Annotated in this window: 22 protein-coding genes; 6 read left to right on the top strand and 16 right to left on the bottom strand. The window is 55.4% G+C overall.

Features of this window, described 5'->3' with window-relative positions; translation table 11 throughout:
• The first annotated feature begins 44 nt into the window (after positions 1–44).
• Positions 45–2,222 (top strand): ATP-dependent DNA helicase DinG, encoded by a 2,178-nt coding sequence (gene dinG, locus I6L58_RS05415; RefSeq protein ID WP_058610588.1) that lies wholly within the window; start codon positions 45–47, stop codon positions 2,220–2,222.
• On the opposite strand, the gene I6L58_RS05410 is transcribed toward dinG, so the two are convergent.
• From I6L58_RS05410 to I6L58_RS05390, 5 genes are all read right to left on the bottom strand, one after another.
• Positions 2,209–2,712 (bottom strand): fimbrial protein, encoded by a 504-nt coding sequence (locus I6L58_RS05410; protein ID WP_006177280.1) that lies wholly within the window; start codon positions 2,710–2,712, stop codon positions 2,209–2,211. The genes dinG and I6L58_RS05410 overlap by 14 nt on opposite strands.
• A gap of 6 nt (positions 2,713–2,718) precedes the next feature.
• Complete coding sequence (locus I6L58_RS05405; RefSeq protein WP_058610589.1) at positions 2,719–3,708, bottom strand: fimbrial protein; 990 nt, start codon at positions 3,706–3,708, stop codon at positions 2,719–2,721.
• Positions 3,709–3,729: 21 nt separating this feature from the next.
• Positions 3,730–6,297: a fimbria/pilus outer membrane usher protein gene (locus tag I6L58_RS05400; protein ID WP_140418795.1), complete on the bottom strand. Its 2,568-nt coding sequence runs from the start codon at positions 6,295–6,297 to the stop codon at positions 3,730–3,732.
• A 23-nt stretch (positions 6,298–6,320) separates the two neighbouring features.
• Positions 6,321–6,995, bottom strand: a complete 675-nt coding sequence (locus I6L58_RS05395; RefSeq protein ID WP_088207635.1) for a fimbrial biogenesis chaperone — start codon at positions 6,993–6,995, stop codon at positions 6,321–6,323.
• Between the two features lie 63 nt (positions 6,996–7,058).
• Positions 7,059–7,595, bottom strand: coding sequence for a fimbrial protein (locus I6L58_RS05390; protein WP_006177284.1), 537 nt, complete (start codon positions 7,593–7,595; stop codon positions 7,059–7,061).
• A 248-nt stretch (positions 7,596–7,843) separates the two neighbouring features.
• On the opposite strand from I6L58_RS05390, the gene ybiB reads away from it, so the two are divergent.
• Positions 7,844–8,806, top strand: a complete 963-nt coding sequence (ybiB, locus tag I6L58_RS05385) for a DNA-binding protein YbiB (RefSeq protein ID WP_088207634.1) — start codon at positions 7,844–7,846, stop codon at positions 8,804–8,806.
• A 117-nt stretch (positions 8,807–8,923) separates the two neighbouring features.
• On the opposite strand, the gene ybiJ is transcribed toward ybiB, so the two are convergent.
• The 3 genes from ybiJ to mcbA all read right to left on the bottom strand — a co-directional run bounded on the left by ybiJ (position 8,924) and on the right by mcbA (position 10,137).
• A complete protein-coding gene (gene ybiJ, locus I6L58_RS05380; protein ID WP_006177287.1) occupies positions 8,924–9,184 on the bottom strand; it encodes a DUF1471 family protein YbiJ in 261 nt (86 codons plus the stop codon).
• 285 nt (positions 9,185–9,469) lie between these two features.
• Complete coding sequence (locus tag I6L58_RS05375) at positions 9,470–9,736, bottom strand: DksA/TraR family C4-type zinc finger protein (protein ID WP_006177289.1); 267 nt, start codon at positions 9,734–9,736, stop codon at positions 9,470–9,472.
• A gap of 134 nt (positions 9,737–9,870) precedes the next feature.
• A complete protein-coding gene (gene mcbA / locus I6L58_RS05370) occupies positions 9,871–10,137 on the bottom strand; it encodes a DUF1471 family periplasmic protein McbA (RefSeq protein ID WP_042321058.1) in 267 nt (88 codons plus the stop codon).
• Between the two features lie 243 nt (positions 10,138–10,380).
• Here mcbA and rlmF point away from each other — a divergent pair, with 243 nt between their 5' ends.
• The gene (gene rlmF, locus I6L58_RS05365) at positions 10,381–11,292 is read left to right on the top strand and encodes a 23S rRNA (adenine(1618)-N(6))-methyltransferase RlmF (RefSeq protein WP_176399408.1); all 912 of its coding nucleotides are present in this window, start codon (positions 10,381–10,383) and stop codon (positions 11,290–11,292) included.
• Positions 11,293–11,339: 47 nt separating this feature from the next.
• On the opposite strand, the gene ybiO is transcribed toward rlmF, so the two are convergent.
• The 6 genes from ybiO to rhtA form a co-directional block, all read right to left on the bottom strand.
• The gene (gene ybiO / locus I6L58_RS05360; RefSeq protein WP_058610594.1) at positions 11,340–13,556 is read right to left on the bottom strand and encodes a mechanosensitive channel protein; all 2,217 of its coding nucleotides are present in this window, start codon (positions 13,554–13,556) and stop codon (positions 11,340–11,342) included.
• 130 nt (positions 13,557–13,686) lie between these two features.
• A complete protein-coding gene (gene glnQ, locus I6L58_RS05355; RefSeq protein WP_006177294.1) occupies positions 13,687–14,409 on the bottom strand; it encodes a glutamine ABC transporter ATP-binding protein GlnQ in 723 nt (240 codons plus the stop codon).
• A complete protein-coding gene (gene glnP, locus I6L58_RS05350; RefSeq protein WP_010428919.1) occupies positions 14,406–15,065 on the bottom strand; it encodes a glutamine ABC transporter permease GlnP in 660 nt (219 codons plus the stop codon). The genes glnQ and glnP overlap by 4 nt, the downstream gene beginning before the upstream one ends.
• Before the next feature lie 99 nt (positions 15,066–15,164).
• Complete coding sequence (gene glnH, locus I6L58_RS05345) at positions 15,165–15,908, bottom strand: glutamine ABC transporter substrate-binding protein GlnH (RefSeq protein ID WP_006177296.1); 744 nt, start codon at positions 15,906–15,908, stop codon at positions 15,165–15,167.
• A 360-nt stretch (positions 15,909–16,268) separates the two neighbouring features.
• Positions 16,269–16,772, bottom strand: coding sequence for a DNA starvation/stationary phase protection protein Dps (gene dps / locus I6L58_RS05340; RefSeq protein ID WP_006177298.1), 504 nt, complete (start codon positions 16,770–16,772; stop codon positions 16,269–16,271).
• Between the two features lie 300 nt (positions 16,773–17,072).
• Positions 17,073–17,960, bottom strand: coding sequence for a threonine/homoserine exporter RhtA (rhtA, locus tag I6L58_RS05335; protein ID WP_042321066.1), 888 nt, complete (start codon positions 17,958–17,960; stop codon positions 17,073–17,075).
• A 354-nt stretch (positions 17,961–18,314) separates the two neighbouring features.
• Between rhtA and ompX the strand changes: the two genes are divergently transcribed.
• Complete coding sequence (gene ompX, locus I6L58_RS05330) at positions 18,315–18,833, top strand: outer membrane protein OmpX (RefSeq protein WP_006177301.1); 519 nt, start codon at positions 18,315–18,317, stop codon at positions 18,831–18,833.
• A 657-nt stretch (positions 18,834–19,490) separates the two neighbouring features.
• On the opposite strand, the gene I6L58_RS05325 is transcribed toward ompX, so the two are convergent.
• Together I6L58_RS05325 and mntS are read right to left on the bottom strand one after the other, a co-directional pair.
• On the bottom strand, positions 19,491–21,074 hold the full coding sequence (locus I6L58_RS05325; protein ID WP_088207632.1) for a phosphoethanolamine transferase: 1,584 nt from the start codon (positions 21,072–21,074) through the stop codon (positions 19,491–19,493).
• 279 nt (positions 21,075–21,353) lie between these two features.
• Entirely contained in the window at positions 21,354–21,482 is a 129-nt protein-coding gene (gene mntS / locus I6L58_RS05320; protein WP_042321071.1) for a manganase accumulation protein MntS, read from the bottom strand.
• A gap of 182 nt (positions 21,483–21,664) precedes the next feature.
• On the opposite strand from mntS, the gene mntR reads away from it, so the two are divergent.
• Both mntR and I6L58_RS05310 read left to right on the top strand, forming a co-directional pair.
• Complete coding sequence (gene mntR / locus I6L58_RS05315; protein WP_042321075.1) at positions 21,665–22,138, top strand: manganese-binding transcriptional regulator MntR; 474 nt, start codon at positions 21,665–21,667, stop codon at positions 22,136–22,138.
• Positions 22,135–23,244 (top strand): anion transporter, encoded by a 1,110-nt coding sequence (locus tag I6L58_RS05310; protein WP_088207631.1) that lies wholly within the window; start codon positions 22,135–22,137, stop codon positions 23,242–23,244. Before mntR ends, I6L58_RS05310 begins: the two co-directional genes overlap by 4 nt.
• Positions 23,245–23,280 lie beyond the last annotated feature (36 nt).

Here is a 23,280-nt window from a genome sequence, read left to right as displayed (position 1 = left end):
AAGTGCCACAATAGTGGCTGTTTATACAGTATTTCAGGTTTACGATGGCTTTAACCGCGGCGCTCAAAGCGCAAATTGGCGCCTGGTATAAGGCGCTACAACAGCAGATCCCCGACTTTATTCCCCGAGCGCCTCAGCGGCAGATGATTGCTGATGTGGCAAAAACGCTCGCCGGGGACGACGGGCGGCATCTGGCGATTGAAGCCCCGACGGGCGTCGGGAAGACCCTGTCGTATCTTATCCCCGGCATTGCGATTGCGCGGGAAGAGCAAAAAACGCTGGTGGTGAGTACCGCCAACGTGGCGTTGCAGGATCAAATCTTCAGCAAAGACCTGCCGCTGCTGCGCAAAATTATCCCCGATCTCCGTTTTACTGCCGCCTTTGGCCGTGGTCGCTACGTCTGCCCGCGTAACCTGGCGGCGCTCGCCAGCAGCGAGCCTGCGCAACAGGATCTGCTGGCGTTTCTTGATGATGAACTGACGCCGAACAACAAGGCCGAGCAGGAGCGGTGCGCCAAACTGAAAACCGATCTCGACGGCTATAAGTGGGACGGACTGCGCGACCACACCAGCGAGGCCATCAGCGACGATCTCTGGCGCAGGCTGAGCACCGATAAAGCGAGCTGCCTGAACCGCAACTGCCACTATTACCGCGAATGCCCGTTCTTTGTCGCCCGCCGCGAGATTCAGGAAGCGGAAGTGGTGGTCGCAAACCATGCGCTGGTGATGGCGGCGCTTGAGAGCGAAGCTGTGCTGCCGGAGCCGAAAAACCTGCTGCTGGTGCTGGATGAAGGACACCATCTGCCGGACGTCGCGCGCGATGCTCTGGAGATGAGCGCCGAAATTACCGCCCCGTGGTTCCGCCTGCAGCTCGATCTGTTCTGCAAGCTGGTGGCAACCTGCATGGAGCAGTTCCGCCCGAAAACCACGCCACCGCTGGCGGTGCCTGAACGCCTCAACGAGCATTGCGACGAGGTGTACGGGCTAATCTCGTCGCTGAATAACATCCTCAACCTGTATTTGCCGCAGACCCAGGAGGCGGAACACCGCTTTGCCATGGGCGAATTGCCGGACGAGGTGATGGAGATTTGCCAGCAGCTGGCGAAGCACCTTGAGAAGCTGCGCGGGCTGGCGGAGATGTTCTTAAACGACCTGAGCGAGAAAACCGGCACCCACGACGTGGTGCGCCTGCACCGTATTTTGTTGCAGATGAACCGCGCGCTCGGCATGTTCGAGGCGCAAAGCAAGCTCTGGCGGCTGGCCTCTCTGGCGCAGGCGTCCGGCGCGCCGGTCACCAAATGGGCGACCCGGGAAACGCGGGACGGGCAGGTGCACCTCTTTTTCCACTGCGTGGGTATCCGCGTTGCCGATCAGCTGGAAAAGCTCATCTGGCGCAGCGTGCCGCATGTCGTCGTCACGTCAGCCACGCTGCGTTCCCTGAACAGCTTCTCCAGGCTGCAGGAGATGAGCGGCCTCCGGGAGAAAGCGGGCGACCGCTTCGTGGCGCTGGATTCGCCGTTTAACCACTGCGAGCAGGGCAAGCTGGTGATCCCGCGTATGCAGTACGAGCCGCTTATCGACAACGAAGAACAGCATATCGCCGAGATGGCGGCCTACTTCCGTGAGCAGCTTGAGAGCAAAAAATTCCCTGGCATGCTGGTGCTGTTTGCCAGCGGGCGCGCGATGCAGCGCTTCCTTGAACACGTCACCGACCTGCGGTTACTGCTGCTGGTGCAGGGCGATAAGCCCCGCTACCGGCTGGTCGAGCTGCACCGCCAGCGTATTGACGGCGGCGAGCGCAGCGTGCTGATCGGCCTGCAGTCGTTCGCGGAAGGGCTGGATTTGAAGGGGGATTATTTAACCCAGGTGCATATCCATAAAATCGCCTTCCCGCCTATCGACAGCCCGGTGGTGATCACCGAGGGCGAATGGCTGAAAAGCCTGAATCGCTATCCGTTTGAGGTGCAAAGCCTGCCGGCGGCGTCGTTTAACCTGATTCAGCAGGTGGGGCGCTTGATTCGTAGCCACGGCTGCTGGGGCGAGGTGGTGATTTACGATAAACGGCTGCTGACCAAAAATTACGGCCCGCGGTTGCTGAACGCCTTGCCCGTGTTCCCGATTGAACAGCCCGACGTGCCCGAGGTAAAAAAACGCCCGGCGAAAGTGATTGCCGGGCGTAAAAAAAGCATCCGTGCTAAGGGGCGCGGTCCTACTGGTAAGTGAATGTCACCTGCACAACGCTGTTAAACGTACCGGCGCTGACGGGCGTGGAGGTTGCATAGTAGCGGGCGGCCAGGGGGAACTCTGCCGTATGGTCGCTTTTGTTAATCACCACGTTAAAACTGGCCTGCGGCGAAATCAGGATGTTGTCCTGCCGGTCGGCCAGTTCAAGCGCAAGGCCTTTTGCGCTGCCGGTATTGGCAAATTTCGTCGGGTGAACGCTGTCGGGCTGGCCGTAAAAAAAGGCGTTCGACAGCGTCAGGCTTGACGGACAATGCGACACCTTCAGGGAAAATTCTTTCCACTCTCCCGTATCGCCCACGCTTTTAAAGCTCGTTGCGGTTGCCTGGCCCAAATCGACGGTCAAATTTCGGCTGGCGCTGTCCACGACGCAGGTGTTGGCATAGATATGTCCCGTTATCTGGAGATTAATGTCATCTGCATGGGCGCTCGTCATCAGCCCCAGCAGCGTTAACAACATGATTTTTTTCATCTGAGATCACTTATAGGCAAGCGTGACGGTGGCGACGGTGTTGGCAGGGCCAGGGGTCACAAGGGCAGCAGTTTGTTCGTAGCGCAACTCCAGCGGAATGCGCAGCGTCTGGTTGGCATAGGCTTCGGTCCCCAGCGACTCATATTCACCAAACGTCGGGATCATGCCGTCCACCAGCATTCTGACGCCGATGCCCGTGGCGACGCCGCTCTCCTGGGTAAGCTTAATCACCCCGGGGAACGCGCTCTCGTAGCCGTTGCCGCTGGTAACCTTCATTTGCGGCTGGACTGTCGTGTCGCAGTTAACGTTGACGTAGACCGTTTGCGCCGGATCGGAGAGCGTGCCGGTACCCACAAAATCACTTAACGGGAAATCGCCCAGATTCACGGTCAGATCTTTTGGTGACACCGAGCAGGTCACCTGGTGGAGGATCACGTTGCCGGAGTAGGCGATATTGTTAGGGTTGCCGATGCCTTCATGGGCAAAGACGCCGATGCCAAATCTGGTTTGCGACTGCACAAGCGTCCCGGAGATGACGTTATCGCTGGTCTTTACCAGCTCCAGGGTGACGTTGAAGCTGAACGACTGTTTGCCGTCGGTCGAGATATAGCCAATCGGCGTTTCCCGGGAGTCACACTGTACGCCGCCCGCGCCTCTGATGCGCTGACCTTGTTCGTTCATCAGGGCGACGCCAATGCCCTCAACACCCGAATCATACACCCCCCTCATGCCGGGAATTTCTGAACCGGTGCCGTAGTAGCAGGAGACAATCTCAAGGCCGCTGTCGACGCTTTCATCGCAATTGCCCGCGACGTGAACGGTCTGCTCGGTGCCTGGAATGGTTTCCCCCACCGGCAGGGTTGTCGGCACGGAAACCGAGGCAACGTTGATCATCTTCGGCATGTCCGGCGTCGTACAGGTGGCCTTTGCATGAGGCATAAAGAACGATGCCGTGCCCAGAACGAGAAGAAAGAAGAACGATTTAACGAGTTGCATATGCTAAGCCTTCACGATGGATTAGTGACACTGCGCAGCAGCGTTAATAATGTTGGTTTTATTTTTCTCGTCCGTAAGTACGTAATTTGCGACACAGTGCTCGCTGGCGTCCTGCCCCCATGACACGTCGAGCTTGCCGCGCCTCGGCAGCCCGGAGAGATAGGTCTGGCCGTCAACGCCCACGATAAACTCGCTGTCTTTATCTTCCGTGGTAACCGTTGCGCCGAACGGCAGCGGCTTACCGCCGTGCGTCAGCGTCATCAGCACCCGGTTGCCCACGCGGGTGTTGAAGGTGGCGCGCACCACCGCGCCGCGGGTGGGGGTGACGATTTGCGCCGCGTGCGTCACGTCGGCATCGTCCGGCAGCGTTTCGGTATCCAGCTCGATGGTGTTGTGTCGGTATGCGGTCACAAACGGCACCACGGTATAGCCGCGGAAGTCGGTCTCAACGCCGGTCTGGTTGGCGATGTGCGTCCCGTGCGTGCCCGGCGCTTTCACCAGGGCGATGGTTTCGCCCAGCGGCTGGCTCAGGGTGATGCCGTTGGCATGGGCGATAACCCCGCCCTGCAGGCCCACGTTGGCGGTGCGCTGGTTTTTATCCTGGCTCAGGCCGCCGCTCAGTTCGCCGTAGGTGGCCTTATAGTCGGCGTTCATGCTGGTTGAGTTGCCGTTACCTGAGGAGTCCAGACCTTCCTGAACGTTCCAGTTAAGGTTGTTCTCCTCCAGCGCCGTGCCGTTTACCCCGAGGTTCTGTACGGTGCCGTCCTTGCTGTTGTTCATGTTGTAGGTAGCCCAGGTGTTGTGCATCCAGCGGTCGAGCGGAACCGAAACGCTCAGCGCGAACAGATTATCGTTGCTGACCGACTCGCCGTTTTCATCGCTGTCGTTGGTATTTTTGTTCAGGCTGTAGCTCAGGCTGTAGGTGATGCCCTTCCAGCTGTTGTTGTAGCTGACGCTCATGGAGGTCATGTCCTGGCTCTGGGTCCAGTAGGTCTCTTTCACCAGGCTCAGCGTGACCGACCCCCAGCCTTCGCCCAGCGTCTGATCGATGGTGGCCTCGGTACGGGCGCGACGCTGCTGCGGTGCCGACCAGTCGCTGGCATGGGTGTACGACTCCATGGTGTCTTCCAGGGTGTAGAACCCTTTACTGTTGTAGCGATAGCCTGCCAGCGAGAAGTTGGTACCCGTGCCGGCAAAGTCTTTGCTGTAACGCAGGCGCCAGGATTGGCCTTTGCTGGCTTTCTGTTTCTTGAGCAGCGCTTTGGCGCGAGTGACGTCAATGGAGAACGCCCCGAGATCGCCAAAGTTTTTCCCGGTGCCGAGCGCCGCGGAGTGGTAATGGCTGCTTTGCTGCAGGCCGCCGTAGGCGGTGAAGCCGTACGGTAAACCATAGATGGCGCTGCCCTGGGCAAAGGGCGTTTTCTCGACGTCTTTATCGTAGGAACGATAGCGGCCCGCGGTTGCGCTGTACTTCAGGTGCTTTTCACGCTGCAAAACGGGGACAGAGGCGTAAGGCACCACAAAGTGGCGCTCGCTGCCGTCCGTCTCTTTTACGGTGACCTGTAAATCACCGCTGCTGCCGGTGGGGTACAAATCGTTAATTTCGAACGCGCCCGGCGCCACGGTGTTCTGATAAATGACGTAGCCGTTCTGGCGGACCACCACCTGCGCGTTGCTGTGCGCGGTCCCGCGAATGATAGGGGCGTAGCCTCTTTCGCTGTCCGGCAGCATGTCGCTGTCGGAGTTAAGCTGCACGCCGGTGTAGGGCACGCTGTCAAAGACGTCGGCCGGGGAGCTGCTCTGGCCCAGCGTCACATCGCTTTTCATCGCCACGATATCGCGTTGGGCATAGGTGTAAACCGACGAGAATTTCTGCTGCTCTTCGTGGCCGGTGGTGCTGCGGTTCCAGGTGGAATAGTTACGGATGCGCCACGCGCCAATGTTCAGGCCGGGGCGAAGATTCACGTACTGGCTGCTGCTGTCCTGCATGCCGGGCTGGCGGGCCTGCGTCTGGCTGGCGGTGGCGCTGTAGTTGAGTATTCCGGCGGTGATCCCCTCATCAAATTCTTTCGGGTCGATATAGCCGCGCGGCATCTGGCCCAGCGCGGATTGCGGAATGCTCAACAGCAGCTGCTGATTGCTGACGCGAAACGTGGCCGAGGCCGCCGGAATGGCGTGCAGGTTGGCACATTTCCCCGCGCCCGCCAGCGCAGGAAACGATTTGGTTTTAATGCCGAGGCTCTTTAACTCGTCCAGACTAAAACAGGGCTGAAGCGAAGTCTCGCCCGACGCCGCTTTTTGCAGCGTAAAAGTGACGTCGCGGGTATCAATTTTATTGTTATTGATATAAATGGCGACCTGATATTTTCCAGGCGCCTGACCTGGTCCTTTTTCATAAATAGACAGGTCAGTTTTTTCCTGCTGTGGATTATCGACGTCAAGCAGCGCCGGGTTAAAATAATCATCTGCCCGCGTTTTTTGCGAAAAACCAATCACTGCCAGACCGCATATCAGGGTCAGCAGAGTCAGTAATCGGTAAACGGAAGGCAGCCTGAACGGCCTTCCTGGGGTAGAGGTATAAATAACCATTCAATCCACTGTTTGGCTGTCGATTAATGAACGGATGTAGACCAGCTTTTGCTGATGCTGCCGTAGTCAGTAATAATTGACCAGGTGACGTTAGAGCCGCCGGTATGAGCAGGCAGTGCGATGCGCGTTTGCGTTTCTGGCACGGCCCAGCCGGCTTTATCAATTTTGTGGCCGTTCAGCGTGACGCTCTGGAAATTCATATAAAATGGCGTTGGGTTATTAACCACCAGGTCGTTGCCCTCGCGGTGCCATTCCAGCTTATCGGCCACGTCTTCCGGTTTGCCTTTAACCGATGACGGGCGATAAAGTAATTTAATGCGCGTGTTGATGGCGATTTGCAGCGTATTCACGCCCTCAACGCGTTTTGATGAGGGAATGGCTTTAATATTCAGCCAAAAAAGCGACTCGCGATCTTCAGGTAAATTTCCGCCGGTGCGGACAACGCGCAATACGTTATCTTCTTTGGCATCCAGGCGAAAAAGGGGAGGCGTAATCAGAAACGGCGCTTTCGCCAGATTTTTACCGCCAGAATCCGCCCAGGACTGCACCAGATAATCTGTTGCATCCGGGTTTGAAATACCGATTGAGGATTCCTTTTTCCCTCCCTGGTAAATAAGGCGCGTGCCGTTAATAATCACCCCCGCATGTGCGGTCGCTGCAACCAGTAAAAGTGTGCTCAGTAAATAACCGTGACGCATAGCTGTTTCTCAAAATAAGGAAGGACTATTGATCACACGAAAAATAGTCCTTGAAGGATGATATCAGTTATAAATAACGGTGAATGTGGAGACGGAGTTTGCCGGGCCTGCGGTGACCGCTGCCTGGGTTTGAATATAACGTGCACCAAATTCAAGATCGTTAACGGCGGTTCCGGAAGCCAGAGGGTACTCTTTGGACGGCGTGTATAAGCTCACGGGTTGTTCAGAAGAGTCGAGCAGCTGGATCGCCACGCCGCTTGCCGCATCCGCATCCGGGGTCAGCGCCAGCGTCGTGTTGTTATTCGCATCTGGCGTACCGCCAAAATTGATGGACGCCGAGGTAACGGTTTCCGGGCAGTTTTTCAGCTCAATATCAAATTTCGTGGCGGTGCTGGTGGAGCCTGCACCGGTAAAGACCGTTTTCGAGACCTTGCCTAAGGTCACGTTCAACGGATTACTTAAACCATTTACAACCTGACACGCGGAATCAATGATTTCGCCCGTAAAGTTGATTTGTCCTTCTCCGTCCGTTGCCGCAAAAGCGGAGGCCGAGCAGCCCACAACGGATGCGACGAAGAGACCTAACGCAATCTTATTCATAATTAATCCTGATGTAGGGCGGAGACCTTGCCTGGAAGTTTCCGCCGTTGTTCCTCACTAACTTCGGTCGATATTTAAACAAAATCCGGGCGGAGAAGATTCTTGTATTCAGCTCACAAATAATTGAACTTTTTCTTGCATTATTTTTTATGTTCAAAAACGCGGGCGCTGTTTTCGGGGATAAAAGGCTATCTGGCGGGACTTCATCAGGGCTATAGTGAGAGCACTATGCAGGAAGGAGAAATGTCGTGGATTATCGCAAAATTATCAAAGAAGTAGGGCGCGGGAAAAACCACGCTCGCGACCTGGATCGTGAAACTGCCCGCGCGCTCTACAGCCATATGCTGATCGGCGAAGTACCCGATCTGGAAATGGGCGGCATACTGATTGCCCTGCGGATCAAGGGGGAAGGGGAAGCCGAAATGCGCGGTTTTTACGACGCCATGCAGGCGCAGACAATCCGCCTGACGCCACCGGTGGCAAAACCAATGCCGATTGTTATTCCCAGCTATAACGGCGCGCGCAAGCAGGCGAACCTGACGCCGCTGCTGGCGATCCTGCTGCACAAGCTCGGTTTTCCGGTGGTGGTGCACGGGGTGAGTGAAGATCCTACGCGCGTTCTGACCCAGACCATTTTTGAACAGCTGGGGATTGAGCCGACCCTGCACGCCGGCCAGGCGCAGGCAAAGCTCGACAGCCATCAGCCCGTGTTTATTCCGGTGAAAGCGCTCTGCCCGCCGCTGGAGAAGCAGCTGGATATGCGCTGGCGAATGGGGGTGCGTAACAGCGCCCACACCCTGGCAAAGCTGGCGACGCCGTTTGCGGAAGATGCCGCGCTGCGTCTCTCCAGCGTGTCGCATCCGGAGTATGTCACCCGCGTAGGCACCTTCTTTGACGCGATCGGCGGCAGGGCGTTACTGATGCACGGTACGGAAGGGGAGGTGTATGCCAACCCGCAGCGCTGCCCACAGCTGGTGCTGATCGACGCACAGGGCACGCGCGCGCTGCTTGAGCGCGGCGAGGAGAACACAGACGTTATCCTGCCTGCGGCGAAAGATCCGCATACTACCGCGCGCTGGATTGAACAGTGTCTGGCAGGCAATGTCCCCGTACCGCGCGCGATAATGCTGCAGATGGCGTGTTGTCTGCTGGCGACGGGTGAGGTGGCGACGCTGGACGCAGGGCTTGAGCGCGTGGCGCAGGCGTTTTAGGCAAAAAAAAGCCCGTCCAGTGGCGGACGGGCAAACAAAGGGTAACAACAACAGGGTCAATGAGGGTTGGAGCATCTCACCAGAGGGTAAGGTGAGGGTGGAGCATAATGCGTTCGCTTATTTGTAGATAACCGCGGTACCGCTTAACTTGTTATTGTTGTTCGCGGAGGTGATGGTGTATCCACTTGCGCCGGCAGCCGCTGCTTTCTCAGCCAGTTTTGCTTCCAGGCCGTCCAGCGTGGTAGCGCCTTCAGCACTGACCACACCGATTTTGTTCATGTTCTGCGCCTGAGTGGCGGAGACAGGCTCTGCGGCGAAAGCGCCAAAGGACAGAGCGGAAAGGGCAACAGCGGCAACAGCATATTTGATGGTTTTCATGATTATTCTCTCGCAGATGATTCTGTTAAGGGGACGATGTTCCGTCGATGTGATAAGTATCACGGTTTTTTGCGGAGGATAAAATCGAAGAGAATTGACGTGGTTGCTCAAAAAAATTGAATGACAAATAACATATTGAATAGTAATAAATTCAGCGAAGCGATTTACGTTTCTTGCCGCTGCGCTTTACAGAAGTCGCGTGAAGGGCACGATTTGCTACGCGGTTCGCTGAAAAGCGTGAGCGTAAAGGAAACCGCTTTCGTCGTGAATTTGCGTAAAGCCAGGTCAACGTAACTGGCTGTCTTTCGATCCTCTGCGATTATATCCTGCGTGTGAGGTATTATGCGAATCTTTATCCTGCTGGCAGGTGATGCATAACCGCACGCCGGGGATGGCTTTTCGCCGCGCCTCGGGAATGGGATCGCCGCACTCTTCACATTCATACAAACTCTCACCGCGCGGAATTTCACCGCGAGCGCGGGCAACAGCATCTTCAATGGTACTGTTGATCTGTTCGTTTACTGCGTCGTCATTTGCCCAGCCGGAAGCCATGGCATCCTCCAGTGTCGTGTTTATATAAGTGGTGTTTATATAAAGTATAGGATCGATATGGGGTTAAAAGGTGAACGTACAAGGCGCGGTAGGGTGAAACTGCATCTGTTGCCCAGATGCAGTCGGGGGGAACGTTATTTATAGATAGTGGCTGTGCCGTACATATGGTTATCGCCACCGGCGGCGTTCACCACAAAACCTTTCGCACCTTCTTCACGGGCTTTTTCAGCCAGCTTGCTCTGAAGATCGTCAAGGTTGCTTGCGCGGCTGACGGAGACAGTACCGGCAGGGCGCAGCTGGCTGGTGTCGTTGCTGGGGGTGAGAGGCTCTACAGACCAGGCAGAAAATGAGGCGGTCGCGAGTGCTCCGGCGATGACAGCGAGGGACAAGTATTTTTTCATAATCACATCCTCCGGGAGAAACAACGGGTGATTCCAGTTAAGTTTAGATGCCCTGAGAGTGTGATTTAGCGCAAAAATTTGATGATGATCTGCTTATTTTTTGAACGATGTTAATTGACAAAACGCTGACAGATCATAGACATACACGCCGTTGATTTTTGTCTATTTTTTGTTCGCCTCACAGAAATATTTACCGTTGGGTCAGCAAAGGGTATCTTACGCCGCTGTTTAAAGGAGAACGCCATGACTTCCCAAAAGCCCGGATTGCACCCCCGTAATCGCCACCGCAGCCGTTATGACATGAATGCCCTGTGCCAGAGCTGCCCGGAGCTAAAGACTTTTATCGTCCAGACCCCGGCCGGTGAGCCCTCGGTTAACTTTGCCGATCCGCAGGCGGTAAAAGCGCTGAACAAAGCGCTGCTGGCCCATTTCTACGGCGTGACGCACTGGGACATTCCTGAAGGCTTTCTCTGCCCGCCCGTACCCGGCCGTGCCGATTACGTTCACCACCTTGCCGATCTGCTGGCCGACGATTGCGACGGCGTGGTTCCCGCGCAGGCAAGCGTTCTGGATATCGGTACCGGGGCGAATCTGATCTACCCGCTTATTGGCGCGCATGAATACGGCTGGCGTTTTACCGGCAGTGAAACGGGCGCAGAGGCGTTCTCAAGCGCGCAGGCCATCATCAACGCCAACCCGGGGTTAAGCCGCGCGGTTCGCCTGCGTCGCCAGAAAGATGCGTCGTCGATTTTCAACAGCATCATTCATAAAAACGAACAGTACGATGCCACGATGTGCAACCCGCCGTTCCATGACTCCGCGGCAACCGCCCGTGCGGGCAGCGAGCGCAAGCGTCGCAATCTGGGCCAGGCGCAAGATGCGGCGCTGAACTTTGGCGGCCAGCAGCAGGAGCTGTGGTGTGAAGGCGGTGAAGTGGCGTTTATCCTGCGCATGATTGATGAGAGCAAAGCCTATGGCCGCCAGGTGAAGTGGTTCACGACGTTAGTCTCACGCGGCGACAACCTGCCGCCGCTGTACCGTGCCCTGACCGATGCGGGCGCGGTAAAAGTGGTCAAAAAAGAGATGGCGCAGGGGCAGAAGCAGAGCCGATTCATCGCCTGGTCGTTTATGGACGATAACAAACGCCGCAAATAATGTGTCCCGCAGGCCGGGTAAGGCGAAGCCGCCACCCGGCAACCAGGCTACAGCGTCGGCTCCTGCGGCGGCAGCGGTGTGGCCGAAGGCGGAGAGACGACCTGATACGTCTGCACCGGCATCCGCACATCCGCCAGATCGAAATGTTTCTTCACCATGCTGTCGAGCGCGAAGCGCACCGTCCACTGCTTCAGCGGCTGGGTGGTGAACGACACGCGTAGCGTAAAGGCGGTGTTCGTCAGCCCGACAATGCCCGCAAACGACGGCTCGCCAATCACCAGCCCGCGAATGTTCTCCATCTCCATCAACTCCGCTACCGCATCCTGCAGCGCCTGCTTCGCTTTATCGGCATCTTCATGGCGATCCACATCGTAATTCGCCACGACCGAACCAATCCCGCGCACGAAGTTGGCGAAGGTGGTGATCGAGGACCAGGGAATGATGTGGTATGCGCCGGTATCCTGACGCACGCCCACGGAGCGAATCGACATCCGCTCCACCGTGCCGGTGAGCGGCCCGATGGTCACCAGGTCGCCGGTGTTCATCCCGTTCTCAAACTGGATGAAGATACCGGTGATGATGTCCTTCACCAGCGTCTGGGAGCCGAAAGAAATAGCCAGCCCCAGGGCACCGGCACCTGCCAGCAGCGGTGCGATATTCACGCCGATTTCAGAGAGCACGATCATGATGGTGATGGTACTGATAATCACCGCCAGCGCGTTGCGAAACAGGGTCAGCAGCGTGCGGGCGCGGGCGCTTGGCAAGGGCCTGCCGTGAATATCCGAAACCAGACGGTTTTCGATCAGGCTCGCCAGCAGCGTCCAGCCTACGGCAGAGAAGAACAGAATCAGCGCAATGCGGATCAGAATATCGACGGTCTTTTCCCCCGCGCCGTTGTGCAGCCAGTTCCAGAAATCGAACAACCCCCAGGCGTTCAGGAGCAACATAATGGCGACGCACACCGTCAGAATGCGCGCCACCTTCAGGGATACCGACATCCAGCCGTTAACCCGTTTTTGCAGCTCCGGATAGTTGCGCTGAACGTGCGGGGAGAGGGTGATGGTTTTCGAGATCCAGCGCGACAGCAGGCCCGAGACAAACGCCGCGATGCCGATAATTGCCAGGCTTTTGAACGTCGCCCCCATCATAAATTTCAGGCTATTACCCGGATCAAACAGCGAGAAGAAGCACAGCACAATAAAGTACGCGCTTGCCAGCCAGTGCCAGACCAGCGCGAAGGCGCGAATAAACAGGCTGAAGAAGGAGAGGGAGCGGTCGGCCAGATGCAGCAGACTCTCGGTAATGGCTTTTTTATTGTGAAAGATAAGGTACAAGGCCCAGACGGTGATGCAGATCATGATCAGCACGTTCGCCAGCGCGCCGAACTGCACGTTCACCTGGTTGGAGATAATCGGCACGGCGACCAGCAGACCGTAGCCAATCAGGCCGCTGAGCACGCTCAGACGTAAGGCCCAGTATTTTGCGGTGCGTTCCTGAATCGAAAAGGGGCGCAGCTCCGGGACGTGTGGGCAGAAGAGTAAACGCAGCAGCGCTTTGAAAAATTCGATCAGAGCGAAGGCGTTAAGGAAAAGCGCCTGCTGAAAGGCGATGGTTTTATTGCCCGTATTGAGACGATCGGCAAGCACCTGGCCGATAGACAGGGTCAGCGCCAGCAGCAGTAAGTCGATGATAAACGCCAGGGCGATCATCGCCGGCAAATGTAGCCAGCTGCTTTTCTCGCGGTTCTTTTTACGTCCCCATTGGCCCATCTTGCGATACAGCGGCCAGGCGCACAGGCGCACCAGCGAGTAAAAAATGAATACCGTGCCTGCCAGGATGAGAAATTGCGTGGCGGCGGCAGAGAAGGTTTGGGGATTGAACGGCTTATGGGGAGAACCAATCAGGTTGCGGTAGAGCTGGGCAAAACGTGAAGCCAGGGCATCGCCGTAGTGGCGGCTGACGTCGGTGACATTCTCCAGCACCGTTTTTTGTTCTTTCTCATCGGGCGGGGCGATCGCCGGGACATCTTCCTGCGGTGGCGTTGCCGCGACTTTACGCAGTTGACCTATTAATTCCTGCCGGGACGCATCATTTTCAAGCACGTCGGCCAGCGCGCTGTAGGCGGCTTTCTTCTGTTCGGCGTCCGGTTCCGGTGGGGGCGTATTTTGCTGTGTAGCGGCGGTTCCGGTTGTTACACCTGGTATCGCAACGGCAAGCGAGGGAGCACTAAAAAGGCTAATCAACAGCAACAGGATCCACGGCACGGCGTCCTCCGGCGAAAATGTCCAGCAAAATGATAAGTATAGAGTGCGGGGAACCGGGGGGGATTTTTGGGAACAATCTGGCGTAAAAAAGCCGGGCATGCCCGGCTTGATGTTTAACGGCCAGCCGTCTTCAGGAGACGTGCTGCAGGAATTCCTGCAGGCGCTGGCTTGGCGGGTTGGCAATCAGCTCCTGCGGGTTGCCGTCTTCGGCAATGCGGCCTTTATCGATGAAGATCAGGCGAGACGCCACTTTCTCCGCGAAGCCGATTTCGTGGGTCACGATCACCATCGTCATCCCTTCTTCGGCCAGGTCCTGCATGACTTTCAGCACTTCGTGACGCAGCTCGGGGTCAAGCGCAGATGTCGGCTCATCGAACAGCATCATCTTGGGTTTAACCGCCAGCGCGCGGGCAATCGCCACGCGCTGCTGTTGACCACCGGACAGCTCGGACGGGTAGTGATGCGCCCGCTCGGCGAGTCCCACTTTGGCGAGCAGATCTTTTGCCAGCGCTTCGGCTGCCGCTTTATTGGCACCGCGCACGCGCAGGGGGCCAAACATCACGTTTTCCAGCGCCGTGAGGTGCGGGAACAGGTAGAACTGCTGGAACACCATCCCGGCTTCCTGGCGGATCAGTCGCTCGTCAACCTTCGGATCGTTGACCTTCAGGCCATCGACAACCAGATCGCCGCTGGTGATCTCTTCCAGCTTGTTGATGCAGCGCAGCAGGGTTGATTTACCGGAACCGGACGGCCCGATAATGACCACCACTTCACCCTGTTGAATGTTGAGGTCAATATTGTGCAGCACCTTCGTCGGGCCAAAGTGCTTGGAAACGTTTTTAAATTCAATCACAGGATTTTCATCCTTCTTTCAAGACGACGCAGAACAAAGCTCAGAACCAGGGTGATGATCAGGTAGACGACGGCTACCGCACTCCAGATTTCCAGCGCACGGAAGTTGCCCGCGATAATCTCCTGGCCCTGACGGGTCAGTTCGGCTACCCCGATAACAATAAACAGCGACGTATCTTTAATGCTGATGATCCACTGGTTACCCAGCGGCGGCAGCATGCGGCGCAGCGCCAGTGGCAGGATAACGTGACGAATGGTTTCGCGACGGGAAAGCCCCAGCGCCAGACCTGCTTCGCTGAAGCCCTTATGGATCGACAGCACCGCGCCGCGGGTAATTTCCGCAATGTAGGCACCGGAGTTGATCATAATGGTGACAACGGCGGCGCTGAACGGGTCAATGCGCAGGTCGTTGAAAGCCATGGGCAGGGCGAAGTAAATGAACATAACCTGCACGACAATTGGCGTGCCGCGGATCACTTCGATGAAAACCAGCGCGATGTGGTTAGCAATCCAGCCGCCGTAGGTGCGGGCGAAACCGGCAACAAGGCCGATAATCAACCCGCCAACCAGACCGAGGACCGAAATCCACAGGGTCATTTTGGCGCCTTCAAGCAAGAGAGGAATGGCAGGCCAGATGGCGCTCCAGTCAAACTGCATGATGTATTCCTGTATACCGTGGTGAAAAACAAAAAACGAAAAACGTAGGCCCGGTAGGCGTTAGCGCCACCGGGCGTACAAACCTGATTTCAGGTGAAATTATTTAGGCTCGGTACCGAACCATTTTTTGTAGATTTCGTTATAGGTGCCGTTCTCTTTCAGGGTTTTCAGCGCGCCGTTCACTTTAGTGCGCAGGTCGTCGCTGCCTTTCGGGAACGCAATACCGTACTGCTGTGCTTCAAGAGAATCGCCTACCGCTTTGAACTTGCCGTTGCCCGCGGTTTTGATGAAGTACAGGATGTTTGGCGTGTCGTGCAGAACCGCATCCGCGCGGTTGGTGCCCAGTTCCATGTAGGCATTGTCGATGTTCGGGAACTGACGCAGGTCTTTCGTTTTGATATTCGCTTTTGCGTAATCAACGGAGCCAGTACCGCCTTTCACTGCCACTACTTTGCCGTCGAGATCTTTCACGCTTTTCACATCGTTATTGTCGGCTTTAACCATCACCAGCAGGCCGCTTTTGTAGTAGCCGTCAGAGAAGTCGATCGCTTTTTTACGTTCGTCGGTAATGGTGATACCCGCCAGCGCCAGGTCAACGTTTTTGGTCTGCAGCGCAGGGATGATGCCGCTGAAGTCCATTGGCTTCAGGGTGTAATCCAGTTTGAGTTCTTTCGCAATAGCAGCCCACAGATCCACGTCGAAACCAACGTATTTATCACCCTGTTTGAATTCAAACGGAACGAAAGCCGTGTCAGTTGCCACAACCAGTTTGTCGGCGGCCTGAGAAGACACCGCAAAAGCCAGGGTAAGTGCAGCCAGTGAAACTTTTAATACAGACTTCATAGCATTTCCTTTTATATCCACGGGGCGATCCCCTGCGAGAACATCTGGCACAATGAAAAAATCATGCCAACTTTACAAGTTGTTGTTTTGCATAGGGGATGAAGACACGCGCTGCACGCTATTCGTGGCAACGCGCTTGTTTTGCACCAAGATGGAGCACCGTTTTGGTGCGCTTCGTTTTGGTTAACTGACGGGATGATATTTAGCGCAATTTCAGACCAAAAAACAATCTTCCATTAACCGTTGTGTGAGGTGATTATTACATTTTATTCACTTTTGCAGGTGGTTTAGAAAAAGTGACGCACCATAAACGTGCAAAACCCCCGCCGGGGCGAGGGTTTGATTGGAACTTCGTATGGATTATTCGATGTTAGATTCGATAAACCAAAGGAATTGATCCAGGTCGCGAGACGCGGCGGTGAAGATATCCGCAGTGTCTTCGTCTTTCGCTTCACTAATGGCTTTACGCACATCGTTAGCCACGACGGCGTAACGGTCAGCCAGCTCTTTCAGGTGATCCTGTACGCTGTGGATATCCAGCGGGTAGCTTTTCAGCGCGGTCTTGCTGTTAATGACCTGCGTGGTACCCAGCGCCACACCGCCGAGCTGCACGGCACGTTCTGCCATGGTATCGAGGTGGGTGACCAGTGCGGTGCGGAATCCATCCAGCATTTCATGAACGGCAATAAAGTTTGCACCGCGCATATTCCAGTGGGCCTGTTTAGTGATCAACGACAGGTCGATGAACTGGATCACCTGGCGATTCAGCAACTCAATCGTCGCTTTTTTATCGCTGTCTGATACATCGTTACGGGTATAAAGCAGATTAGACGCTTTCGTTTTCACCAGTTTAGCGGTACTCATAATCTCATATCCTCTTGATGTTAATGTCCCAGGTAATTACCGAGAAACAGTATAGCACCTGATTTTTACTGTGGGGGTCAGGTCTTGCCTATTGGTTTAATAGTAAGAAGAGTTTTGTTTTTTTATTTTGTTGTTTTTTAAGGGATTTGTAATATTTGTCACGGGGCGTGAGATTTTTGAAATAACACGTGAGGCGTTGCGGGAATAATCTGGAATTAACACAAAAGTGTGAATGAATAATTCAGGTGAGAATTCTGGCCGATATTCTGCATGGCTATGCAGCCATGCAGAATAAAGCAATCAGTTTATATCGAGCTTTTCAACCTTCGGCTCCCGGCGCATCGTCAGCGTGGACCCCATTGAGGCCGCGATGATTGAGCACAACGCCAGCGTCTGCGTGAAGGTCAGGGTTTCCCCGAGGAAAATCATCCCGGAGATCGCCGCCAGGGCAGGCTCCATGCTCATCAGCGTGCCGAAGATACGCGTAGGCAAGCGCGTCAGGGCAATCATCTCCAGCGAGTAGGGGAGTGCGGTCGAGAGAATGGCGACGGCCAGACCGATCGGCATGACCGACCACTGCCATATTGATTCCGTGGCTTGCGCCATGCCGAGCGGCACAAAAATGATTGCCGCAATCAGCGAACCCAGCGCCACGGTGGCCGGACCGTGTTCCTCCCCGGCGCGCTGACCAGAAAGAATATAGATCGCCCAGCAGGCTCCCGCGCCCAGCGCCAGCGCGGCACCGGTCAGGTCGATCTGCGAAACACTCTGACCCAGCGGCAGCAGGAACCATAATCCCAGCACCGCCAGCACCACCCAGATAAAGTCAACCGGACGGCGGGAAGAGAAGAGGGCAACGGCCAGCGGGCCGGTAAATTCCAGTGCAACGGCAATGCCAAGCGGGATGGTTTGTATTGAGAGGTAGAACATATAGTTCATCGCGCCCAAAGACAGTCCATAATAAAGCAGAGGCAAACGCTGCTCTTTTTTAAACCGCAGTCGCCAGGGTTTGAAGATGACCACGAGGATCAGGGTGCCTAACGCGATTCGAAGCGCCGTGACGCCGGGTGCCCCCACGATGGGGAAAAGAGATTTCGCCAGCGATGCACCACTCTGGATGGACATCATGGCGATGAGTATGACGGCAACCGGCATCCAGACCGACGACGTACGGGATAAAGCAGGCATCCTTTCTCCTGTCAATTTATGTCAAGTGAGGTAAAAGCGGCAGTGTAATAGAAATATGCTGCATCGGTTGAGGTTCTGTTGAAAAAAATCCGCGCAAAACACGTAAAATGCTGATGAGTTGATGGATTTATAGACACTCAGATTAGGAATAATCTGGATGAATGTAGCGGAACTGACGCGCAATATTAGCGTTTTGTAGCGAAAATTTTATGTTATTTTAATAAGATAGCTGCTGTTGGAAATGTTCTGTTACAGGAAAATCTTAGTTAGACATCACGAATCACAAAGAGTTTCAGAAGATTTTTTGATATATTTAAAACTTACGGACTTACTTGAAGCACATTTGAGGTGGTTATGAAAAAAATTGCATGTCTTTCAGCACTGGCCGCTGTACTGGCTGTTTCCGCAGGTACTGCTGTAGCTGCTACTTCTACCGTTACCGGTGGTTACGCTCAGAGCGATATGCAGGGCGTAATGAACAAAACTAACGGTTTTAACCTGAAGTATCGTTACGAGCAAGACAACAACCCGCTGGGCGTGATCGGTTCTTTCACCTACACTGAGAAAGATCGTACTGAAAACGGCGCTTATAACAAAGGTCAGTACTACGGAATCACCGCTGGTCCTGCTTACCGCCTGAACGACTGGGCAAGCATCTACGGTGTTGTAGGTGTTGGCTACGGTAAATTCCAGCAGACCGAAAACGAAGGTCTGAACCGCACTGCAAGCAACAGCGACTACGGCTTCTCCTATGGCGCTGGTATGCAGTTCAACCCAATCGAAAACGTTGCTCTGGACTTCTCTTATGAGCAGAGCCGTATCCGCAACGTTGACGTTGGCACCTGGATTGCAGGCGTAGGTTACCGCTTCTAATCACTTCGGTGAGCCAGTAAAAAATCCGCCCAATGTGGCGGATTTTTTTTGCATTAAAAAGCAGCTATCGTTACTACGCTGATCGGTTAAGTAAAGTGGCAGGTTCCGTTCACCTCAATATGTGCAGAATATACTGTGTTCAGAACCTGTGAACGTAATAAGGGGGCCACCGCGGCCCTCTTATCGATCCCCGCGGCCCCGCAGAGAAATCGGTGCTCCGCACTGCGCTCACCTCCCGACCGTTTGCCTGCGGTCGGCTCGACTCGACGTCCTGTCTCGTTTCGCCTCTGGCCGCCATCCATGGCGTCCAGCCCTTGTCCTCCGGTCTACGGTTCGCCGATTTCAGCGGGGACTCAACGGCGGTGCCACATTCACGCCGCAGAGGCGGTTGAGGGAGCCCGGATTGTTAAGGAGGCGGCGGTGAGCCTCCTTAACACGTTCACAAGTTCTATGGTTACAGAGTAGCAAGGCTCGTAAAGTGAACGGAATAACCACCACAGCCGTATGTTCCCCCTCACCCCAGCCCTCTCCCTGAATGGAGAGGGAGTATTCTGCGCCAGGCTGTAATTTCTGGGGATTCCTCAGCCCCAATGGGGCGAAGAGATTAATTACTGCGCATTAATTTGTAGAGACTCCTCAGGCGTTGAGGGCGCGCTCTTACTTACTCTTAATATCAAAGATATCCGTCCCCAGATGGTTGTAGTCAACTTTCTGTAACTTAAAGTTGGTAACGTACACTGGGGGAGCTTTCTTGTTCGAGATAAACGTATACGCATTTTTTATCTCTTTCGCTGAAATCCCCGTCCACTGCGAGAAGAAGGTCAGGAAATCATTCGCCGAACGGCGCGCGTTAATGATGCGATGCGATTTGTCGTCGCTGGACAGCACCATAAACGGCACCTGGAAGTTTTGCTGGAACTTATCGTCATGCGCCAGATACTGCACCTCTTTCCCGCGCTCTTTGAACGCCAGCCCGTGATCCGAGAAATAGACCAGCGAGAAACTGTCGCCCGAGTTACGAAGCTGCGCGTACAGCTTGCTTAACAGATCGTCGGTTTGCGTCATGGTGTACAAATAGCAGGACGTCTCTTTGGACTGCACAAACTCCGCGTATTTTCCCTGGGTACGATCGCAGGCCTGCGGGTGAGAACCCATGAGATGCAGGACAATCAGCTGCGGCTGAGTGCGCTGTGTGGCAAAGACCTGCGCCGTCATCTTCAGCAGCGCTTCATCTTTGGTGTTTTTATCCGCTTCAAAGTCGCCACTTTTCAGGAACTGAACCTCATCAGCCCGTTTCGCGATGCTGGCGATGGCCGTATCGTATTCCCCAATCTGGCCCTGATTCGAGAACCACCAGGTCTGGAAACCGGCGCGGTTTGCCAGGGTAATCACGTTATCCTGATACTGAGGTTTGCCATCGACCACGCGGTTTAACGTCAGGCCGAGTGACTTTTGGGTCGAGCCGCTGGCGGCAATGTAGTCAGTAAACAGCGTGCCATTTACCGAGCTGGCAAACGGCGTATTGTCCCAGTGGCCACCAAACGCCCCCAGCGCGTCGCGTCGGGCGCTTTCGCCGATCACCATCACGTAGGTGTGGTACTTCGGCTTCACGGCCAGCACGTTCCAGGTATCTTTCATATTGGACAGCTCGGCCATGCGCGTCTGTTCGTCGAGCACTTCCTGGTTATTCACCACCACATCTTTTACAAAGCGGAAGACCGGATAACCCGTATCTTTAAGCTTAAAGACGCCACCCCAGGCCAGGTTTTGCACCGGCGCGACAAAAAAGGCAGCCACGCTCACCGCCAGACACAGATGCTCAATTTTCCCCCACGGCTTCTTGCCGTCGGGTTTACGACGCACGGCGATCGCGCCAAGCGCAAAGATGAAGAGCCCGACGACGTAGCTGTACCACGGGAAGATCGTCAGGATCTCGGTAGACTCTTCCATATTGGTGGAGTGCAGCGCCAGCAGGGTATTGAAGTTTGGCGCGCCATAGGCCTGACCAAACGGAAAATAGAGTGCTGCAATCAGGGAGCAGATCCCGACGAGGATTTTCTGCGCCCGCGGCGCGGTGCGCCACAGCAGATGGAGTATGCAGGTGAACGCGACGGCATAAAGCAGGCTAAACGGATAGCCAAGCGCAAAGTTAATCAGCAGAGATTGCAGAAAGTAAAATCCCGTCCACGGGCTTAAGGCCCGACTGCGGGTAACAAGCGTTTCTTTCAGGGTTACGTTCATAGGTCACTATCATGAAAACGCCATGTGCTCACCCTGGCGCCAAGGGTCAAAGCCTGCCTGACAGTGCGTGGAGAGGGAATGAGGGTCCGCTTCAGCGAGCCGCAAATGGTGCAGGGCTGCAAGAAGATAGTGCGCGCGCGAAATAAGGTCAACAGTTGCTACAGCGATGTTTTGCGAAGAGGGTTACAAAACCGCGAAAAAGATCGGGAAATAGAGGGCTGAAGGCCAGTGTACAGCGGAAAGATGACGGAAAAATGAAGCGGCGTACCGCGACGCCGCTTAGTGGGAAGGTTTGTCGTCCTGGTGCGGTTTGTTGCTAAACATATCGCACAGCATGTTCAACAGCATTAAGCGCACTTTGAAAGGAGAGTGGGTAAACACGTTCATACACCTCTTGAATTCGTTCATGTGACCTCCTGATTTCTGATCCCTTCGATCCGTGAAGGGTGACTGCATTACATACAGATATAGCACAGGCTATATTGTATAGCTATGGCTAAATCGTTAATTTTTTGTGGTTGTAGAGCTATGGTTTACAATGTGCGCTCCGTTACAGGGCGCTGGAAGCGTCAACCCATTGAGGAAGCACAATGAACCGTCGCGCAGGTAAGCCAACAACAAAAAAAATGACGCAACTGGTGAACGTTGAGGAGCACGTAGAAGGGTTCCGCCAGGTGCGTGAGGCGCACCGTCGCGAACTGATTGATGACTATGTGGAGTTGATCTCCGACCTTATCCGTGAGGTAGGGGAAGCGCGCCAGGTTGACATGGCCGCACGACTGGGCGTGTCCCAGCCTACGGTTGCCAAGATGTTAAAACGCCTGGCGACGGTGGGGCTGATCGAGATGATCCCGTGGCGCGGGGTCTTTCTGACGCCGGAAGGGGAAAAGCTGGCGCAGGAGAGCCGCGAGCGGCATCAGATCGTCGAGAACTTTTTACTGGTGCTGGGCGTAAGCCCGGAGATTGCCCGTCGGGACGCGGAAGGGATGGAGCATCACGTTAGTGAAGAGACGCTGGTGAAGTTCCGCGAATTTACCCTTAAATATGGTCCCTCCGCTGAATGAAGATCCCCGGACTGCAGGCTCTTGCACGCGATCGTTTCTTTCATCTGTTAATTATTACTGGAATCGGGCTGAGTCTTTTTGTGCCGTTCGCGCCGCAGGCCTGGCCGGCGGCGATTGACTGGCGCACCATCATTACCCTGAGCGGTTTGATGATGCTCACCAAAGGGGTTGAGCTGAGCGGCTATTTTGACGTGCTGGGGCGCAAAATGGTGCGCCGCTTTGCCACCGAACGCAGGCTGGCGCTGTTTATGGTGCTGTCTGCGGCAGTGCTGTCGACCTTTCTCACCAACGACGTGGCGCTGTTTATCGTTGTGCCGCTGACCCTTACGCTGCGTAAGCTGTGCGAAATCCCGGTCACCCGGCTGATCATTTTCGAGGCGCTGGCCGTCAATGCCGGTTCACTGCTCACCCCCATCGGCAACCCGCAAAATATTCTGCTGTGGGGGCGCTCCGGCCTGTCATTTGCTGCCTTTACCTGGCAGATGGCCCCGCTGGCGCTGGTGATGATGGCCTCGCTGCTGCTCGTCGCCTGGTTCGCCTTTCCAGCCAAAAAACTTCAGTACCACAGCGGCACCCCCGGCCCGCAGTGGCAGCCGCGTCTGGTCTGGAGTTGCCTGGGGCTGTATATCGTTTTCCTGACGGCGCTGGAAATGAAGTTCGAACTGGCGGGCGTGCTGCTGGTGGCCGGTGGGTTCCTGCTGCTGGCAAGACGCGTGCTGGTGAGCGTCGACTGGACGCTGCTGTTGGTCTTTATGGCGATGTTTATCGATGTGCATCTGCTGATCCAGCTGCCGGTGCTACAGCACGTTCTGCACGGCGTCAGCGGCCTGTCTCAGCCGGCGCTGTGGCTGACGGCAATTGGGCTGTCGCAGTTTATCAGCAATGTCCCGTCCACCATTCTGCTGCTTAACTACGTTCCCCCAACGGCGCTGCTGGCCTGGGCGGTCAACATCGGCGGCTTTGGGCTGCTTCCCGGCTCGCTCGCGAACCTCATTGCCCTGCGGATGGCGAACGATCGCCGCATCTGGTGGCGCTTCCACCTGTGGTCGATCCCCATGCTGGCCTGGGCAGCGGGGATCGGATTCGGACTATTCCTTCTCATATAGTGCGTTATTTGTCAGTTTATCCTGGCAAATGTATAG

Source organism: Enterobacter cancerogenus (assembly GCF_019047785.1).
GTDB classification, from domain to species: Bacteria; Pseudomonadota; Gammaproteobacteria; order Enterobacterales; family Enterobacteriaceae; genus Enterobacter; species Enterobacter cancerogenus.
The sequence above is the reverse complement of the archived record's forward strand: the minus strand, read 5'-3'. Positions and strand labels throughout refer to the sequence as shown.

Excerpts from the sequence above, each read along its gene's own strand:
- dinG (WP_058610588.1), top strand. The coding sequence starts at position 45 with ATGGCTTTAACCGCGGCGCTCAAAGCGCAAATTGGCGCCTGGTATAAG.
- I6L58_RS05410 (WP_006177280.1), bottom strand. The coding sequence starts at position 2,712 with ATGAAAAAAATCATGTTGTTAACGCTGCTGGGGCTGATGACGAGCGCC.
- I6L58_RS05405 (WP_058610589.1), bottom strand. The coding sequence starts at position 3,708 with ATGCAACTCGTTAAATCGTTCTTCTTTCTTCTCGTTCTGGGCACGGCA.
- I6L58_RS05400 (WP_140418795.1), bottom strand. The coding sequence starts at position 6,297 with ATGGTTATTTATACCTCTACCCCAGGAAGGCCGTTCAGGCTGCCTTCC.
- I6L58_RS05395 (WP_088207635.1), bottom strand. The coding sequence starts at position 6,995 with ATGCGTCACGGTTATTTACTGAGCACACTTTTACTGGTTGCAGCGACC.
- I6L58_RS05390 (WP_006177284.1), bottom strand. The coding sequence starts at position 7,595 with ATGAATAAGATTGCGTTAGGTCTCTTCGTCGCATCCGTTGTGGGCTGC.
- ybiJ (WP_006177287.1), bottom strand. The coding sequence starts at position 9,184 with ATGAAAACCATCAAATATGCTGTTGCCGCTGTTGCCCTTTCCGCTCTG.
- I6L58_RS05375 (WP_006177289.1), bottom strand. The coding sequence starts at position 9,736 with ATGGCTTCCGGCTGGGCAAATGACGACGCAGTAAACGAACAGATCAAC.
- mcbA (WP_042321058.1), bottom strand. The coding sequence starts at position 10,137 with ATGAAAAAATACTTGTCCCTCGCTGTCATCGCCGGAGCACTCGCGACC.
- rlmF (WP_176399408.1), top strand. The coding sequence starts at position 10,381 with ATGACTTCCCAAAAGCCCGGATTGCACCCCCGTAATCGCCACCGCAGC.
- glnP (WP_010428919.1), bottom strand. The coding sequence starts at position 15,065 with ATGCAGTTTGACTGGAGCGCCATCTGGCCTGCCATTCCTCTCTTGCTT.
- glnH (WP_006177296.1), bottom strand. The coding sequence starts at position 15,908 with ATGAAGTCTGTATTAAAAGTTTCACTGGCTGCACTTACCCTGGCTTTT.
- dps (WP_006177298.1), bottom strand. The coding sequence starts at position 16,772 with ATGAGTACCGCTAAACTGGTGAAAACGAAAGCGTCTAATCTGCTTTAT.
- rhtA (WP_042321066.1), bottom strand. The coding sequence starts at position 17,960 with ATGCCTGCTTTATCCCGTACGTCGTCGGTCTGGATGCCGGTTGCCGTC.
- ompX (WP_006177301.1), top strand. The coding sequence starts at position 18,315 with ATGAAAAAAATTGCATGTCTTTCAGCACTGGCCGCTGTACTGGCTGTT.
- I6L58_RS05325 (WP_088207632.1), bottom strand. The coding sequence starts at position 21,074 with ATGAACGTAACCCTGAAAGAAACGCTTGTTACCCGCAGTCGGGCCTTA.
- mntS (WP_042321071.1), bottom strand. The coding sequence starts at position 21,482 with ATGAACGAATTCAAGAGGTGTATGAACGTGTTTACCCACTCTCCTTTC.
- mntR (WP_042321075.1), top strand. The coding sequence starts at position 21,665 with ATGAACCGTCGCGCAGGTAAGCCAACAACAAAAAAAATGACGCAACTG.
- I6L58_RS05310 (WP_088207631.1), top strand. The coding sequence starts at position 22,135 with ATGAAGATCCCCGGACTGCAGGCTCTTGCACGCGATCGTTTCTTTCAT.